The following is a 16,974-nucleotide window of genomic DNA, read 5'->3' as shown; positions in this document are numbered from 1 at the left end:
TCTGCTGGAAATTATCGTCAATTCAAAAAAGGAGCGCCGGAATTTTTACGGCACTCCTCGATTCTATTTCAGATCGCTGATTTTAAACTCGACCTTATCTTTTTCATCTTCTGTCTGTTCTTCCGCGGGATCAGCTGTTTTTTCAGATTGCTCCACACTTTCCGTTGTTTCCAGAACCTCGATTTCTTCGCTGACCTCCACAAATTCTTCTTCTGGCTCAGCATCAACCTGCATGATCGCTTCCATTTCCTCATTCAGATCTTTTTCCGGTTCCAGCTCAATGACAGTAGTTTCATCGCCAATGACAATGCGCTGTTCCAGTGTGATGGCGCCTGTCGGGCATTTTTCAAAACAAGCCTGGCACTGGGTACACTTGTCATAATTGATGGAGGCCAGATTATTTTCAACCGTAATGGCTTCCGCCGGGCAAACCTTCACACAGGCTTTACAGGCAATACATCCAATATCGCAGACCGCCCGTACCAGCTTGCCTTTGTCGGTATTGCGGCAGTCCACATGTACCAGCTGGTCTCCCGGAATCAAATCGATAATTCCCTTTGGACAAGCATCCCGGCATTTACCACAGGCCGTACATTTATCAACATCTACCTCCGGCAGTCCGTTATCACCAATGGATAACGCACCAAACATACAGGCGCTGACACAGGTACCGAGCCCCATGCATCCATGCCGGCACGTCTTCACACCGCCGCTCGCGATCATCGCCTGACGGCAGTCCTGAATGCCATAATAATCTGCACGGTTGGGCGAATGGGTACAGTCTCCGTTGCAGTGAATACAGGCCACCATCGGCTCGCTGCTGCCAACGCTTTCTCCCATAATTTCGCCGATGGCCATGGCTGTGGCTGCGCCGCCTACCGGACAGGCATTAACCGCCGCCTCGCCGTTTACGATGGCCGCCGCAAGAGCATCACAGCCTGGAAACCCGCAGCCGCCGCAGTTTGCCCCCGGAAGGGCATCTCTTACCAATGGGACCCGTTCGTCGGTTTTAACCTCAAAAACCTTTGAGGCGATGGCGAGACCCGCTCCAAAAATCAATCCCATGGCACCTAAGATACCAACGGGAATCAGTAATTCCATTATCATTTCCGGCACCTCCTTACAGCATTCCGGAGAATCCCAGGAATGCTATGGCCATCAGGCCCGCTGTAACAAGCGCAATCGGGAATCCCTCAAAGGGTTTTGGAATATCAGACAGCTCCAGACGCTCACGGATACCGGCAAACAGCACGATCGCCAGCGTAAAACCAAGGGCTCCGGCAATTCCATTGAAAACTGTTTCGATAAAATTGTAGCCATACTGGATATTTAACAACGCAACCCCCAGCACCGCACAGTTGGTTGTGATCAGAGGAAGGTATACCCCCAACGCCTGATAAAGAGACGGGCTGGTCTTTTGGATAATCATTTCAACCAGCTGCACCAGGGCCGCAATAACCAGAATAAAGGCAATGGTCTGTAGGTATCCAAGACCCAACGGATCCAGAATAGCATACTGTACCACATAGGTGATCGCCGAAGCCATGGCCATTACAAAGGTAACGGCAATCCCCATCCCCACTGCTGTTTCGATTTGTTTGGAAACGCCGAGGAAAGGGCAAATACCGAGGAATTTTGACAAAATAAAGTTCTGGACAAAAATGCCGCTGACTAAAATCAGGAGTATATTGGTCATGACAGGCTATCCTCCTTATTTGATTTTTTCGCTTCTAGTTTTTCTGTAATCTTATTGATGGCGGCGATGCCAACACCCAAGGTCAGGAACGCTCCCGGCGGCAGGATAAATATAAGAACCGGTTCATAGCCTGCGCCGAAAATGCTCAGGCCAAAAATTGCACCTGCGCCGATAATCTCACGGATTGACCCCAGCACGGTCAGGGAGAGCGTAAAGCCGAGGCCCATTCCCGCACCATCTGCAAAGGACGCCAAAACAGGGTTAGAAAACGCAAAAGCTTCCGCACGTCCAAGAATAATACAGTTAACAACAATCAGAGGAATATAAATCCCTAGCGCGGCATCCAGAGCCGGCACATAGGCCTTCATCAGCATGCCGACAATGGTTACGAAGGATGCGATGATGACGACAAAAGCCGGGATACGGATTTTGTCTGGAATGATTTTCCTTAAAGCTGAAATAACAACATTTGAACCGATCAGAACAACGGTGGTCGCAAGCCCCATACCCAGACCGTTTATCGCCGAGGTCGTAACCGCCAAAGTCGGACACATCCCCAGCAGCAGGCGAAAGGTTGGGTTTTCCTTGATCAGCCCGTTTGTAAAATGTTTAAAACTACCCATTATTGTGCGCCTCCTTCCCTCGCAAGCGCTTCATAAACTTTTTCAGATGCATTGACACCTGTTGTGACGGCCTTTGAAGTAATTGTTGCACCAGTGATAGCAGTTATCTGGCTGTCGGAAGCTTCGCCGGATTTGATAACCGCGATTTCTTTTTTAGCATCTTTCCCTTTAAACTGCTCCTGAAAAGCCGGCTCGGTAGATTTCGCACCCAGACCCGGAGTTTCATTCTGACTTAAAATCGTGATGCCTGTAATTTTGCCCTTTGCATCAATACCGGTCAGTACTTCCACCTCTCCGCCATAGCCGCTCGGAGCTGTTTTTATGGTATAGCCGGCCAGCTCGCTGCCTTTATAACCAATGTAAGCTTCCTTAATAATACTGGCTTCATTTGGCGCCGCAGCGGCCGCGACCGCCTCGATATTTTCTACTGTTTCAAATTTATCGGCATCCGGCAAAACAGCCTGTCTTGCCTCTGTGTTGGCCTGCTCATTGCGCTGGTCGATCACATCGGATGTGACATAGTTCGTCATTGCGAGGCAAAGAGATGCGATCGCCGTGATCACAAAGAGAATAACGGCCAGCTTGATGACGTTTTTCCAGTCGATGGATATTTTTTCTTTATTAGCCATTCACTTCCACCTCTTTATTCTTTTTTTCCTTTTTCGGCGCGCCGTAAATACGCGGACGGGTAAACCGTTCGATGAGCGGCGCCGCCACATTCATCAGAAGGATGGAATAAGATACCCCCTCTGGATAGCCGCCGAACATTCGTATAATCATGGTTATCAAGCCGCATCCAAAGGCAAAGATTATCTGCCCCACCGGCGTGCTCGGGGATGAGACATAGTCGGTCGCCATGAAAAAGGCGCCCAGCATCAAACCGCCAGAGCAGAGCTGGAAGATCGGATCCTGACCGAATACAAGGGATAAAATGGCGACGGTCGCAAGATAAACCGCCGGAATACGCCAGCTGATAACACCGCGGACAATCAGATAGATGCCGCCGATCAGCAGCGCCAAAGCGGATATTTCCCCAATGGAGCCATAAACGCCATTGATGCCAAGAAACATATCCAGATTACTCGGCAGCGCGGTCAAATCCATACCTTCTTTTAAAATTCCCAGCGGTGTGGCCGTCGTAAAGGTGTCGGCTGCCGGGATGTAGGCTGTGCCAGTCATATGCGTTGGCCATGACGCAACCAGAAAAGCCCTGGCTGCCAAAGCCGGGTTCATAAAGTTATGTCCAAGGCCGCCAAAGCACTGCTTAACAAGGGCGATGGCAAAAACAGACCCGACAATACACATCCACCATGGTGCTGTGATGGGCAGGTTAAAGGCCAGCAGCAGGCCTGTAACAACAGCGCTCCAGTCACTGACAGTAATGGGTTTTTTCATCAGCTTTTGGATAACCGCTTCCGTCACAACACAGCTGGCGACACAGATCGCCACAATCAGAAAGGTTCTCATGCCAAATACATATCCGGCAACTGCGAGGGCCGGTAAAAGCGCGACGATAACACTCTGCATAATACTAGAGGTATTATGCTTTGCGCGAATATGTGGTGATGAGGATACAGTCAGTGTTAAATCTAATTTACTCAATTGCTCCTCCTCCTATTTCTTTTCTTTCTTTTTTAATGCTGTTACCTGACGTTTGGCCACACGGATGGACGAAACCAGTGTCCGCTTGGCGGGACAGATAAATGAGCAGCTGCCGCATTCGATGCAGTCGAGAGCATGGTATTCCTCGCACTTTTCCCAGCGTTCTTTTTCTGAGTAAGCCGCCAGGTAAAGGGGCTGCAAATGAATCGGGCATGCCTCCGCACATTTTCCACAGCGGATACAGTTAGAAGGCTCAGGGATATACGCCGCGCCCTTTGTCAGGCACAGAATTCCTGATGTTCCCTTCATCACTGGGACATCTGTGCTGAACAGGGTCACGCCCATCATTGGGCCGCCGGATATGACTTTGTAAGGCTTTTTGGCAAACCCGCCACACTGGTCAACAACCTCCTGATAGGGTGTCCCCACCTTAACCTCCATTGTCCGGGCATTTTTCACCGCATTTCCCGTACAGGTCAGCAGTCGTTTGTGCAGAGGTAAACCGGTTTCAAAGGTAATGGCAATCTGGCAGGCTGTGCCCACATTCAACACCACAACCCCCGCGTCGGCCGGTAAGCCGCCGGATGGTACCTCACGGTCTGTAACCGCCTTAATCAGCTGCTTTTCAGCCCCCTGCGGATACTTTGTTTCCAAAACCACTACCTCGATATTATCCTTCTCAGTGATGGCTTTTCTGAGCTTTTCGATGGCGTTTGGCTTGTTGCTTTCCACGCCGATATAGCCCTTGTCGACCCCGACTGCCCGCATGGCGATTCTTAACCCCTGGACAATACGCTTTGGCCGGGCCAGCATCAGATGATGATCTGCGGTCAGGTAGGGTTCACATTCCGCGCCATTAAGAATCACACTGTCCACCGTTTTGTCGGGCGGAATGCTCAGCTTAACATGCGTTGGGAAGGTAGCGCCCCCCATACCGACAATTCCTGCATCGCGGATAATGTCGATAATCTGCTTAGGCTCATACTTTCTGAAGTTGCCATAAGGCTTGATCGAAGGGTCAACCGTGTTTTTACCGTCGGACTCAATGACCACAGACATGATCATCTCCCCGTTGGGATGCGCCCGCTCCTCTACCGCGATAACCGTACCGGATACGCTTGAGTGCACAGGTGCTGAAACAAAACCGTTTGCTTCTCCAACTTTCTGGCCGAGGTAAACCATATCTCCCTTTTTCACAACCGGTGTACAGGGCGCACCGATATGAAGGGACATTGGAATTGTTACAACCTTAGGTTCGGCTGCAACTTTAACCGAGACGGATGCCGTTCTCTTTTTCCTGTAAGGCGGATGGATTCCGCCCCGGAACGTTTTTTGTTTTTCCTTTAATTCCAATTCACACACCTCTTGCTTCTTTTTTTAACTTTACGTTACATGTAATCTATTTTAACATCTTTACCATACTAAAGACAAGAAGAAATTTTATCAGTAGTGTAATAAAGATTTCTTGTTTTAAGGAAATAATAAAAGCCAAAATTTCCACTTACCAGCGGAAACTTTGACTTTCAAGATTTACGTGTCTCAGCAATGGTCGAAGAATGCTTTATAACCCTTATAGGTCATATAAACATCCGCTTTTGAACAGAGCTCAAAAGGAGAGTGCATGCTCAAAAGCGCCGGACCGCAGTCTACCACGTCCATACCGTATTCTGCCAGCATATAGGCAATGGTACCGCCGCCGCCAAGATCGACACGGCCAAGCTCGCCCATCTGCCAGGTGACGTCCGCCGCGTTAAAGCATTCGCGCAGCTTTCCTAAAAACTCAGCGTGCGCATCGTTGGAGCCAGACTTTCCTCTGGAGCCGCCATATTTTGAGATGACCAGCCCCTTGCCCGCAAAAGGCGCGTTGTACAGATCATGTGTTCCGGAGAAGTTCGGATCATAGGCTGCTGTAACGTCTGCAGATAAAAATTCCGAGTTTTTAAGGCAGCGTCTTAAGGTCAACTCCGGTTTATGGTCCTCAGTCAGATCGATAAGCTCTGCCATTTCATTTTCAAAGAATTTCGACTGCATCCCTGTACTGCCATAGCTGCCAATCTCTTCCTTGTCGGCCAGAATCGTGCACAGGGTACGCTTAGGCGGTTTCTTTTCATCCTGGTTTAAAATTGCCATGGTCGCTGTAAAGGCGCACACACGGTCGTCTTGTCCATAGCTTCCCACAAAGCTGCGGTCAAAGCCCACATCTCTCGCGGCGCCGGCTGGTACAACCTCCAGCTCTGCGCTGGCAAAGTCTTCCTCGATAATGCCATAGGCATCATTGAGCTGTCTGAGGATATTCAGCTTTACCGCATCCCCGATATCCTTGTCCTCATACGGAATACTGCCAATGATGAGGTTGAGTCCCTCGCCCTTGATCCCCTCAGCCATTTTTTTCTGATTCTGCTCCTGTGAAAGATGAGGCAGCAAATCGGTGATGCAGAAAACAGGCTCTTCATCTTTTTCACCCAAAGAAATGTTGAGGATCTCGCCATCTTTTTTAACGACCGTGCCATGAAGCGCCAACGGCATGGTTACCCACTGATATTTCTTAATTCCGCCATAGTAGTGCGTTTTAAAATAAGCCATATCAGATTCTTCATAAAGAGGCGCCGGCTTTAAATCAAGCCTTGGCGCGTCGATATGCGCGCCAATAATCGACATGCCATTTTCCAGCGCCTCCTCGCCCACAACAAACAGTAGAACGGTTTTCTTTCTGAAAATAACATAAATTTTGTCGCCGGGTACGACCTTGCCCTTGGCCTGATAATACTCCAGAGGTTTAAAACCCCTTTCTTCTGCCAGAAGCACGGTATAGGCCGCGCACAAACGCTCAGTTTTTGAAACGGTCAGATACTCTTTATAGCTTTCACAAAAATCATCGACCATTGTTTTTTCATCGTTTTCCAGCGCATGCCATGCAAGCTCAAACTTTTTAGTCAGAGATTTCTGGAGTTCTTTTGCTTTACTTTCTTTATCTTTGCTCATAAATGAACCTCCTTTTACAAGTTTTGTCTAACCCTATTTTACCTTTTGTTGAGAGTAAGGTAAAGTCCCAATTGATGAAAAAAAACTTCTATGATAAACTGGTTAAGGAAAATTTAAAAGGAAGTGACGATATGAAAACAGAAAAACTGATTGTCCTCGGCACTGGAAATGCCATGGTGACCGAGTATTATAATACCTGCTTCGCGATTAAAAATGGAAAAGAATATTTTATGGTGGACGCCGGAGGCGGAAACGGTATTCTCAGGCAATTGAAAAAAGCATCGGTCAACCCCGCGCATATTCACCATCTCTTTATCACTCATGGTCATACCGACCATGTGCTTGGCGTGGTTTGGCTCATACGGCAAATCGCCTCGATGATGCTGGATCAAAAATATAAGGGCACCTTTAAAATTTACTGTCACGATGCGCTCATTAAAACCGTAGTGACCATCTGCGACCTGACCCTTCAGAAAAAGCTCACAGCCCTTTTTGGCAGCCGTATCCTTCTGGTCCCGGTTCAAGACGGGCAGACCGAAAAAATCCTTGATTATTATGTCACCTTTTTTGACATCCACTCCACCAAGCTTAAGCAGTTCGGCTTTACCATCATGCTGAGAAACGGGCAAAAGCTGACCTGCCTTGGCGATGAACCCTTCAATCCGCTCTGCAAAAAATACGTTCTGGATACAGACTGGCTGCTCAGTGAGGCTTTCTGCCTTTACAGTGAACGGGATATTTTTGACCCCTATGAAAAGCACCACAGCACGGTCCGGGAGGCCTGTGAGCTGGCCGAGGAGATGAAAATTGCCAATCTGGTTCTCTGGCATACCGAGGAAAAAAACCTGCTAAACCGAAAGAAACGCTATAAGGCCGAGGGAAAGCAATATTTCAAAGGGAAAATCTATGTTCCGGAGGATCTTGACATTATTAAATTAAAATAAGAAAAGCGGCAGACGCCGCTCTTCTTATTTTTTGCCTTCTACACAAATCCAGTATTTTCCATCCTTTAAATGGATCTTTGTTTCTTTATAGCCTGTCTTTTCAAAAAGTGCCTTAAACTCGTCAACTGTCAGGTTCCGCAGCTCAAATTTCCTGGCCATTTCAATGTGATGTTCATCCAGATCGTCATTTAAATACATTTCTGCAATCAGCATAAAGGTGCCACCCTCTTTAAGGACACGGAAAACCTCACGCATATCTTCCTCAAGGTCTGGCCAGAAGTAGTAGCTTTCTACTGTGATGATAGCGTCAAACAGATTATCTTCAAAGGGCATTTTAGAGACAGAGCCCTGATGGATTTCCATTTTTCCGCTTTCAATATCCGCCTTATTCAGTTCCTTTGAGGCCTCAACCGATACTTCTGAATAGTCAATACCATAGAGCTTACCGCCGTCAATACGTCCTGAGAGACGTTTCAGTGCCGCTCCGCCGCCGCAGCCAACGTCAAGCACCTTATCGGTGGGCTTTAAGTTCAGTTTATCGAGCGCCCAGGCCGTCATTTCAGCATGGCTTTCATTCATACGCTCAATCATCATTTTACCCGCCTCGCCCTGGGGTTTTCTTGGGTTGCCCGCTTCGGTAACGGACATTCTCTCTTTACGTTTAGCGTCCTCATATTCAACCGCCAGCTTTTCATTCATCTCCGCGATATGTGTCTTATCTTCCTCGGTATAGCTTTCTTCATAATCCGGACTCATGATTTCAATGCTGTCCAGTTGGCTTTTCAAATTTGCCCGGACCGCTTCCAGATATTCGGCGCGCAGGCTCTGTTGTTCTTCCAGCTCTTCTGCAGTCAGGCCTTCGGCCTTTTTCTTTCTGGCTAAAAAATTAATGCGTTCTATTTTATCTTTATTGATCATATCCGACCTCCTGTAAATTTTTAATAATTCCTGCTTCCATCAAGCGCTGCAGAGTAAGCAGCAGACCGAGCTTTCCATGATAATGGGTGAGCCCGCCCTGAAAATAAGCGATGTATGGTTCGCGCATGGGGGCGTCAGCGCTGAGCTCAATGGACGAGCCCTGAATAAAAGCGCCGGCTGCCATGATAATCGGGCAGTTATAGCCCGGCATATCCCAGGGCTCTGGCGTCACAAAGGAATCCACCGGCGCAGCCTCCTGGACCGCGCGGCAGAATACCTTAACAGCCCCGGGGTCACAAAGCTTGATGCTCTGGATGATATCGCTGCGGTAATCTCCTACCCCTGGGCAGACCCCAAAGCCAAGCTTATCATAGACCGCCGCCATGAGCACAGCGGTTTTTATGGCCTGCGCGACTACTGTCGGCGCCAGAAAAAGTCCCTGGAGCAGAGTGCGGTTAATATCCAGCGTAGCGCCTGTTTCCTTGGCGACACCCGGCGCCGCCAGACGGCAGGCCGCCATATAGACATACTTTTCTTTCCCCGCAACATAGCCGCCAGTCGGAGCCAGTCCGCCGCCCGGGTTTTTGATGAGCGATCCGGCCATGAGATCTGCGCCCACGGCCACAGGCTCTTTATAATCGAGAAATTCGCCGTAGCAGTTATCCACAAACACCACCACATCCGGTTTAACGGCCTTTATCTTCGCGATAATTTCCGCCATATCCGAAATCTTAAGGGCCTTGCGCCAGCTGTATCCGGTTGAGCGCTGCATGTAGATCATTTTTGTGTTTTCATGGATACTGGACAGAACTTTTTCCTCGTCGATTTTTCCATCCTCTGTCAGCTCAATCTGCTTGTAGTTTACCCCAAAATCCTTAAGGGTACCATTTCCGGCGTCCGCTTCCTCAATGCCGATAACGGTGCGCAGGGTATCATAGGGGCTTCCTGTAATGGATAAAAGCTCATCCCCTGGCCGCAGGACACCGTAAAGGCACAGCGAAATGGCATGGGTGCCCGATGAAATATGGGGCCTCACCAGCGCGTCCTCCGCGCCAAAGATATCAGCGTAAATGGTTTCCACCACCTCGCGGCCCACATCGTCATAACCATAGCCTGTGGCCGGATGGAAGTGGCGGTCGCTCAGGTTTGCGCGCTGCATTGCCCTGATCACCTTATACTGGTGGTACTCTGCCTTTTCGTCGAGCTCTGCAAGGCGCGGTTCTATCTCTGCCTCCACCTGATCGACAAAACAGATAACATCCTTTGAAATATTAAATTCTTCTTTTAAATAAGCGTTTTTCGTGTTCTCCATATTTTCCTTCATTCTTGTACTCTGAACCAAATTCTCAGTTCAGTCTAACATATTTTTAGTTTTTTGTGTAGTCCCTTTTAGAATTCTTCATTGAGATCGCTGTCTTCTGTATAAAGCTGATAAAGGTCGTGATAAATACCGCCCCTTGCCATCAGCTCCCTGTGGGTTCCCTGCTCTACAATGCCATCCTCTGTGAGCACCAGAATAATATCGGCATTTCGAATGGTGGTCAGGCGGTGGGCGATGGTAAAGGTGGTACGGCCGACGGTCAGTTTTTCAAGGGATTGCTGCACAATCCGCTCGCTTTCATTATCCAGCGCCGAGGTGGCCTCATCAAGAATCAGGATCGGCGGATTTTTCAAAAAGACCCGCGCGATGCTGATACGCTGCTTCTGACCACCGGAAAGCTTAACGCCGCGCTCGCCAACATAGGTATCGTAGCCCTCAGGCAGGCCCATGATAAAATCGTGGGCGCCCGCCTGTTTTGCTGCTGTCTCCACCGCGTCTTTGTCCGCCCCGGGCAGACCGTACGCAATATTCTCAAAGACCGAGCCCGCAAAGAGGTAGACCTCCTGCTGTACCATACCGATTTCAGAACGCAGCGAATGCAGGGTTAAATCTTTAATGTCCTGCCCGTCAATGAGAATCCGACCAGAGGTCACATCATAAAAACGTGGGATCAGGTTACAAAGCGTACTCTTTCCGCTGCCAGAGGGGCCGATCAGGGCAATGTTTTTTCCCGGCTCCACATGCAGGTCAATGTTGGACAGCACCTCGGTATGATCGTCGGAATACATAAAACCGACATGGTCAAACCGGATATCGCCTTTTACATTTTTCAGCTTTTTGGCGCCCGGTGTGTCCACAATTTCCAAAGGCTCGTCCATAATCTCGATAAAGCGCTCGATACCCGTCATGCCCCGCTGAAACTGCTCGGTAAATTCAACAACCCGGCGGATTGAGGTGAGCAGTGTCGTGACGTAGAGCAGATAAGCCATCAGGTCACCCGGCGTAATCTTTCCGCCGATCATAAACAATGAACCAGCTACAACGACCACAATATACATCACCCCGTCAAACAGACGGGTCATGGTCTGGAACCCGGCCATATAGCGGTACATCATTTTTTTAATGTTCAGAAATCCCGCGTTGCCCTCATTAAATTTTTCTTCTTCAATGGCTTCATTGGCAAAGGATTTAACGACCCTCACTCCCAGCAGGCTGTCCTCTACCTGCGCGTTGATATCGCCAGTGACCACACGGCCCATTTTAAAGGCCCGGCGCATCCGTTTATTAAACCAGATGGAGCACAGCAGCATAATGGGAATGACCGCAAAAATAATCAGGGTGAGTGTGACATTCACATTGGCTAAAATCACGAAAGATACGGTAATTTTCAGGGCGGCGATAAAAAATTCCTCGGGACAGTGATGGGCAAACTCTGTCACGTCAAACAAATCGCTGGTAATCCTGGCCATAATCTGACCCACCTTTGTATTGCTGTAATAGGAAAAGGAGAGCTTCTGAAGGTGCTCAAACAAATCCCGCCGCATATCCGTCTCGATCCTCGCGCCCATCACATGTCCAATGTTCGCCATAAAATAGTTGGCAGCCGCGTCAATCAGCCTCAAAATCAGATAAAAAAGCCCCACATATAGAATGAGCTTGACGGACAGGCTGGCCATATCGTTCATGCCCTTGTCGGTAATAAAACGCACGATCAGCGGCAGCACCAGCTCACAGATCGTCGTCAGCGCTGCGCAGAAAAGGTCCAGCACCAGCACCCAGCGGTACTTCTTAAAATAAGGCGCAAACCTTTTGATCAGGTATCCTGTGCTTATTTGTCTTGTCTCTTCCATAGATTCTCCCTCCACTCCAGCATTAAAAAATTCCAAAGGCTGTCAGAGCCGTTGGAATTTTCAAATTAACAACAACCTGATTATAACACAAAAAACTTTTTTGATAAATGGTTATTCTTAAATAAGAGAGGGTATATATCATTGCAGATAAATTGAAAGGAGTGAACAGATTATGCCAGCATTTGGAGATCCGTTTGCAGGAAACGTAGAAAGAAAAATGACCAAGAAGGAATTAGCGCAGGCTATCCGTCTTGATCTCGCAGGAGAACTGGAAGCCATTTATTTATATGACGCCCATGTACAGGCAACTGACAATGTCGTTGCCAAGAAAGTACTGGCCGATATTCGTGATGAAGAAAAAGCCCACATTGGAGAATTAACCACTCTGATGCGTTACTTAGACCCTGAAGAAGCAAAACTTTTTGAAGATGGTGCCGAAGAAGTACATGAAATGATGGAAGAATTAGGCATCGCAACCGGAAGCAGCGACGCTCAGTCCCCTGAAGGTGCTACCATCGGCAGTCTCATTGAGTAGGAGGCGTTTTACATGGATTATTTAGCAAGAACAACTGCTCCCTTCGGAGATGACCTTTGGGAACAGATTGACAGCACTGTAGTGGAAGCCGCCAAGAAATGTATTGTCGGCCGCCGCTTTTTACCGCTTTACGGCCCTTTAGGCGCCGGAATACAGGGTGTTAATGTTGATGCCCAAACAAAAGAAGAAGAATTTGAAGATGACTTTGTGCGTACTACTGGCAGAAAATTTGTTGAGCTGCCGCAGCTCTACGCCGATTTTATGATTTTATGGCGCGATCTGGAAGCCAGCCAGAGAATGGGTACTCCCATTGATCTGTCCGCTGTCTCCAGAGCCGCACAGGCTTTAGCCAAAGCTGAAGACAAAATGATTTTCTTTGGCAACAAAGCCTTAGGCCTGGAAGGTCTTTTAAACGCTCAGGGCATTACCACCATGAAGCGTGAAGACTGGGGAACCGGCGAAAATGCCTTTTCAAACATTGCTGCCGCTGCTGCCCTTTTAGATGAAAAAGGCATCATCGGCCGTTATTCTCTGGCTATGGGTCCAGACCTGTATTACCAGCTGCAGCGTATCCAGCCAGGTACCGGAATGATGGAAATTGACCGTATCCGCGAGCTGTTAGGAGGACGTGTATTCAAGAGCAACACACTGGCAGGCAAGGCCCTTCTGGTCTGCTCCGAAGCACAGTACATGGATCTGGCCGTTGGTCAGGATATGGCCGCATCCTATCTCGAGCTGGTTGACTTGAATCATCATTTCAGAATTCTCGAAACTGTTGCGCTCCGTGTTAAAAACGGAGAAGCCATTGTCGTTTTCGAATAACTTAAATTTAGCATACTACTTTCCCTTAAAGATTAAAAAAGCATGGACTCCCCCAAGTCCATGCTTTTTATTTGTTTTTAGTTTTTCCATGTGTGTGGTGCAAACAGCATTAAAATCGGAAAGATTTCAAGGCGTCCAGCCAGCATGTTAAAACAGAGCACCAGCTTGGATACCACTGAAAAATCCGAAAAATTCTCAATGGGCCCAATGGCGTTAAAGCCCGGGCCGACATTATTAATACAGGTCGCTACCGCTGAAAAGTTTGTCAGAAAATCATACTGGTCAAGGGAAAGCACCAGCAACGAAGCCGCAAAGATCAGAATATAAACAGCCAGATAGGTGTAAACACTGGCAACCACCTGCGCTCCCAGAGGCTTGTCCTCAAATTTGACTGTTGTGACCTGGCGGGGACGGATCATTTTTTTAAGCTCATTGGCCGCTGTCTTAACAATAATCAGCCAGCGCGAAACCTTGATCCCACCGCCGGTGGAACCGGCGCAGGCGCCGACAAACATCAGGAAAAGCAGAATATATTTTGAAAAGCTCGGCCACAAGTCAAAATTGGTCGTGGCGAAGCCCGTCGTTGTGATAATAGAGGCAACCTGAAAGGATGAATACCTCAGCGTCTCCAAAACACGGTTTCCATACTGCGGCAGAAGATCAATGGTAATCAGCGCAATGGCCACTGCCACAATGCCAATAAACCAGCGAAGCTCCTCGCTTTTGAAAAAGTCTTTTCCCTTTTTAATGAACACCAGATGGTAAAGATTAAAATTCACAGCGAACATGAGCATAAAAATTGTCAGGACCACATCAATATAAGCGCTGTTGTAATAGGCAATGCTGTCATTCTTTAAAGAATATCCGCCTGTACCGGCTGTCCCCATAGCGTTGATAATGCTGTCGAACAGTGGCATACCCCCGATAACCAGCAAAATGATCAGCAGGATTGTCATTCCCAGATAAATCCCATACAGAATCCGCACTGTCGGACGCACCTTGGAAACCAGCTTTTCCACAGAGGTGCCGGGCATTTCCGCCCGCATGAGATAGATGGAATTCCCTTCTGTTTTCGGCATGATGGTCAGGACAAAAACCAGTATCCCCATGCCGCCGATCCAGTGGGTAAAGCTGCGCCAGAACAGCATGCTGTTGGGCAGGGCCTCTATGTTCGTCAAAATGGTGGAGCCGGTTGTGGTAAAACCCGAAACTGCTTCAAAAAAGCTGTCGACCAGCGAGGGGATCTGGCCGCTTAAAAAGAATGGCAGCCCACCAAAAAAGGACATGACAAGCCATGAAAGCGCCACCACCACAAACCCCTCTCGGGCATAAAAATTCCGGTATTCCGGCATTTTATTGCTGAGTATAAAGCCAAGGGATACCAGTATGAACATGGGAATAACAAACCAGACAATGGTGTCGGCCTCTCCGTAGACAAGCGCCACAATGATTGCCAGCAGCATCAGCGCCGCCTCGCTCTTCATCATATTCCCAATGACGTAAAAAACCATTCGATAATTCATATTGCCGTCCTATTCCCTGCTGTCCAGTATGTCCTTAAGATGCTTCAGGCTCTGTGTCGTGGTGACCACCACCACATTATCCCCCGTTTCCATGACAGCATCACCGTTCGGAAAAATAATGCGCCCCTTTCGGATAATACAGGCAATCAGGTTGTTTTTACGGATATTGAGCTCGCGAAGAGGGTGGCCCACAAAGCCCGAATCCCGTGTTACCGGAAATTCGATGGCCTCGGCCTGCCCGTCGACAATTTTATACAGGGTACGGATACTGTTATCCTCTGTGGTCTCCATGGCCCTTACATAGCGGACAATATGGTTGGCCGTCAGCATTTTAGGCGAGATAACACTCTCGATCCCCACATCCTGCATAATCTTGAGCAGCGGAATCCGGTTGACCTTGGTAATAATCTTTTCAACCTTCTGGGTGCCTGCGTACATGGAAAGAATAATGTTTTCCTCGTCGTTATCGGTCAGCGCCACACAGGCGTCCACATTGCGGATCCCCTCCTCGGTTAAAACCGCCTGGTCTGTCCCGTCTCCATAGACCACGGTCGCCTTTGGCAAGAGCTCACTGAGCTCCCGGCTCCTCTGCTTATTCAGCTCGATAATCTTGACATTGACCTTCAGGCTTATGAGCTGTCTGGCCAGATAATAGGCAATTTTTCCACCGCCGATGATCATCACCTTGCGGATTTTATGGCTGATAATGCCCGTTTCTCTAAAAAAGCGATCCAGCTCTTTAGAGGTTGCAGAAATAAAAATTTTATCACCGCACTGCATGACAAAATCGCCGTCCGGTATGATCACCTCACCCTTGCGCTCAACCGCGCAGATCAGGATATTGGCCTTAAAAAAGTTCGAAAGCTCAGCAATGGCCTTTCCGTTCAGCTTTGAGTTTGGCTGAATCCTCACTGCGACCAAATCTACTCTGCCCTTTGAAAAGGAGTCAACCTCCAGAGCCTGCGGCAGCCTTAAGACACGAAAAATTTCATTGGCCGCCTCAAATTCCGGATTAATGGACATACTGAGGCCCAGCTCGTCCCTCATGTAAACCAGCAGCTTTGTGTACTGTGGATTACGGACTCTCGCGATGGTGTGCTTCGCGCCCATTTTTTTGGCCAGCATGCAGCTTAAAATATTCATCTCATCGCCGGAGGTTACGGCTATAAAAAGATCGGCCGTTGCCACCCCCGCCTGCTGCAATACATCGTAAGAACCACCGTTGCCACAAATTCCCATCACATCATAGGCATTGACAACATTCTCAATAACCCGTTCATCGTTGTCGACGATAATAATATCGTGTCCTTCTCTTGCTAGCTGAACCGTCAGTGTGGTGCCGACTTTACCATTTCCCACAACGACAATTTTCATTCCATTCCTCCGTCATTTTTACGTTATTTTTATGCAATCTTTATATGATTTTCAATTTTCTTTATACTATCTTAACACAAAACAAAAAATAAACAAGGTATTGACAGCTACTACTTTTTTAATGATGATCCGAAAAAAGCCTGCCACTAAAAAAGACAGTGAAAACCATGTTCTCACTGTCTTTCTGTATTTTTTAAGAAGCCCGAAGCTCCCGATCCTGTGAATATCCCATTTTCCATTCTGGGATATGGCAGTAGCCACCGGGATTTTTATCCAAATATTTCTGGTGGTATTCCTCGGCGTCATAAAAGTTTCTCAGAGGTTTGATTTCTGTCGCGAGTGGCTTACGGCCTCCGAGCCTGCGGAAGGTCATGGTTGTCACATGCTCAATAACAGGTAAATCATCTGAATTGGTATAATAGATGCCGCTGCGGTATTGTGAGCCCACATCAGGACCCTGTCGGTTAACACTGGTGGGATCTATGACATTGTAAAAAGCAATCAGCAAAGCCTCCAGGCTGATAACGCCAGGGTCATAGACGACCTTTACGGTCTCCGCAAAGCCGGTACGGCCAGTGCAGACCTCTTTATAAGTAGGTTTTTCCTTGTTGCCGTTGGCATAGCCCACACGGGTTTCCACCACGCCGGTAATATTTTCCATGAATTTTTCCAGGCCCCAGAAGCATCCGCCGGCCAGATATATTGTTCTCAGTTTTTTCATCACTGTTCACTCCTTTCATCATTGTATCATCTCATATACCCTGAGTTAAGGATACCAAACATT

At 48.2% G+C, this 16,974-nt stretch carries 16 protein-coding genes; 3 read left to right on the top strand and 13 right to left on the bottom strand.

Going from position 1 to position 16,974, the window contains the following annotated elements; translation table 11 throughout:
- Positions 1–63 precede the first annotated feature (63 nt).
- The 7 genes from BUC22_RS15255 to BUC22_RS15225 form a co-directional block, all read right to left on the bottom strand.
- Positions 64–1,107: an RnfABCDGE type electron transport complex subunit B gene (locus BUC22_RS15255; RefSeq protein ID WP_013380940.1), complete on the bottom strand. Its 1,044-nt coding sequence runs from the start codon at positions 1,105–1,107 to the stop codon at positions 64–66.
- A 13-nt stretch (positions 1,108–1,120) separates the two neighbouring features.
- Positions 1,121–1,696 carry an electron transport complex subunit RsxA gene (rsxA, locus tag BUC22_RS15250; protein ID WP_013380941.1) on the bottom strand — a complete coding sequence of 192 codons (576 nt, stop codon included), beginning with the start codon at positions 1,694–1,696 and terminating at the stop codon, positions 1,121–1,123.
- Positions 1,693–2,319, bottom strand: coding sequence for an electron transport complex subunit RsxE (gene rsxE, locus BUC22_RS15245; RefSeq protein WP_013380942.1), 627 nt, complete (start codon positions 2,317–2,319; stop codon positions 1,693–1,695). Before rsxE ends, rsxA begins: the two co-directional genes overlap by 4 nt.
- Positions 2,319–2,948 (bottom strand): RnfABCDGE type electron transport complex subunit G, encoded by a 630-nt coding sequence (locus BUC22_RS15240; protein ID WP_013380943.1) that lies wholly within the window; start codon positions 2,946–2,948, stop codon positions 2,319–2,321. Before BUC22_RS15240 ends, rsxE begins: the two co-directional genes overlap by 1 nt.
- Positions 2,941–3,921 (bottom strand): RnfABCDGE type electron transport complex subunit D, encoded by a 981-nt coding sequence (locus BUC22_RS15235; RefSeq protein ID WP_013380944.1) that lies wholly within the window; start codon positions 3,919–3,921, stop codon positions 2,941–2,943. The genes BUC22_RS15240 and BUC22_RS15235 overlap by 8 nt, the downstream gene beginning before the upstream one ends.
- 12 nt (positions 3,922–3,933) lie before the next feature.
- Positions 3,934–5,274 carry an electron transport complex subunit RsxC gene (rsxC, locus tag BUC22_RS15230; protein ID WP_013380945.1) on the bottom strand — a complete coding sequence of 447 codons (1,341 nt, stop codon included), beginning with the start codon at positions 5,272–5,274 and terminating at the stop codon, positions 3,934–3,936.
- 186 nt (positions 5,275–5,460) lie between these two features.
- Positions 5,461–6,903 (bottom strand): aminopeptidase, encoded by a 1,443-nt coding sequence (locus BUC22_RS15225; protein WP_013380946.1) that lies wholly within the window; start codon positions 6,901–6,903, stop codon positions 5,461–5,463.
- A 131-nt stretch (positions 6,904–7,034) separates the two neighbouring features.
- Between BUC22_RS15225 and BUC22_RS15220 the strand changes: the two genes are divergently transcribed.
- Positions 7,035–7,847, top strand: a complete 813-nt coding sequence (locus tag BUC22_RS15220) for an MBL fold metallo-hydrolase (protein ID WP_041690265.1) — start codon at positions 7,035–7,037, stop codon at positions 7,845–7,847.
- A gap of 24 nt (positions 7,848–7,871) precedes the next feature.
- Here BUC22_RS15220 and BUC22_RS15215 read toward each other — a convergent pair whose 3' ends face one another.
- The 3 genes from BUC22_RS15215 to BUC22_RS15200 all read right to left on the bottom strand — a co-directional run bounded on the left by BUC22_RS15215 (position 7,872) and on the right by BUC22_RS15200 (position 11,936).
- Positions 7,872–8,765: a methyltransferase domain-containing protein gene (locus tag BUC22_RS15215; RefSeq protein WP_013380948.1), complete on the bottom strand. Its 894-nt coding sequence runs from the start codon at positions 8,763–8,765 to the stop codon at positions 7,872–7,874.
- On the bottom strand, positions 8,755–10,077 hold the full coding sequence (locus BUC22_RS15205) for a methionine gamma-lyase family protein (RefSeq protein ID WP_041690267.1): 1,323 nt from the start codon (positions 10,075–10,077) through the stop codon (positions 8,755–8,757). Before BUC22_RS15205 ends, BUC22_RS15215 begins: the two co-directional genes overlap by 11 nt.
- Positions 10,078–10,154: 77 nt before the next feature.
- Positions 10,155–11,936, bottom strand: coding sequence for an ABC transporter ATP-binding protein (locus BUC22_RS15200; RefSeq protein ID WP_013380950.1), 1,782 nt, complete (start codon positions 11,934–11,936; stop codon positions 10,155–10,157).
- 172 nt (positions 11,937–12,108) lie between these two features.
- On the opposite strand from BUC22_RS15200, the gene BUC22_RS15195 reads away from it, so the two are divergent.
- Both BUC22_RS15195 and BUC22_RS15190 read left to right on the top strand, forming a co-directional pair.
- On the top strand, positions 12,109–12,471 hold the full coding sequence (locus tag BUC22_RS15195; RefSeq protein ID WP_013380952.1) for a demethoxyubiquinone hydroxylase family protein: 363 nt from the start codon (positions 12,109–12,111) through the stop codon (positions 12,469–12,471).
- Positions 12,472–12,483: 12 nt separating this feature from the next.
- Positions 12,484–13,293 carry a family 1 encapsulin nanocompartment shell protein gene (locus tag BUC22_RS15190; protein WP_013380953.1) on the top strand — a complete coding sequence of 270 codons (810 nt, stop codon included), beginning with the start codon at positions 12,484–12,486 and terminating at the stop codon, positions 13,291–13,293.
- 77 nt (positions 13,294–13,370) lie between these two features.
- On the opposite strand, the gene BUC22_RS15185 is transcribed toward BUC22_RS15190, so the two are convergent.
- The 3 genes from BUC22_RS15185 to msrA all read right to left on the bottom strand — a co-directional run bounded on the left by BUC22_RS15185 (position 13,371) and on the right by msrA (position 16,902).
- Positions 13,371–14,816, bottom strand: a complete 1,446-nt coding sequence (locus BUC22_RS15185; protein WP_013380954.1) for a TrkH family potassium uptake protein — start codon at positions 14,814–14,816, stop codon at positions 13,371–13,373.
- 9 nt (positions 14,817–14,825) lie between these two features.
- Positions 14,826–16,190, bottom strand: coding sequence for a Trk system potassium transporter TrkA (trkA, locus tag BUC22_RS15180; protein ID WP_013380955.1), 1,365 nt, complete (start codon positions 16,188–16,190; stop codon positions 14,826–14,828).
- A 193-nt stretch (positions 16,191–16,383) separates the two neighbouring features.
- Positions 16,384–16,902, bottom strand: coding sequence for a peptide-methionine (S)-S-oxide reductase MsrA (gene msrA, locus BUC22_RS15175; protein WP_050814109.1), 519 nt, complete (start codon positions 16,900–16,902; stop codon positions 16,384–16,386).
- Positions 16,903–16,974 lie beyond the last annotated feature (72 nt).

This window comes from Eubacterium callanderi, from assembly GCF_900142645.1.
In the GTDB taxonomy this organism is placed as follows: Bacteria; Bacillota; Clostridia; order Eubacteriales; family Eubacteriaceae; genus Eubacterium; species Eubacterium callanderi.
Note: the sequence above shows the minus strand (reverse complement) of the source record. Positions and strands in the feature narration are given on the sequence as shown.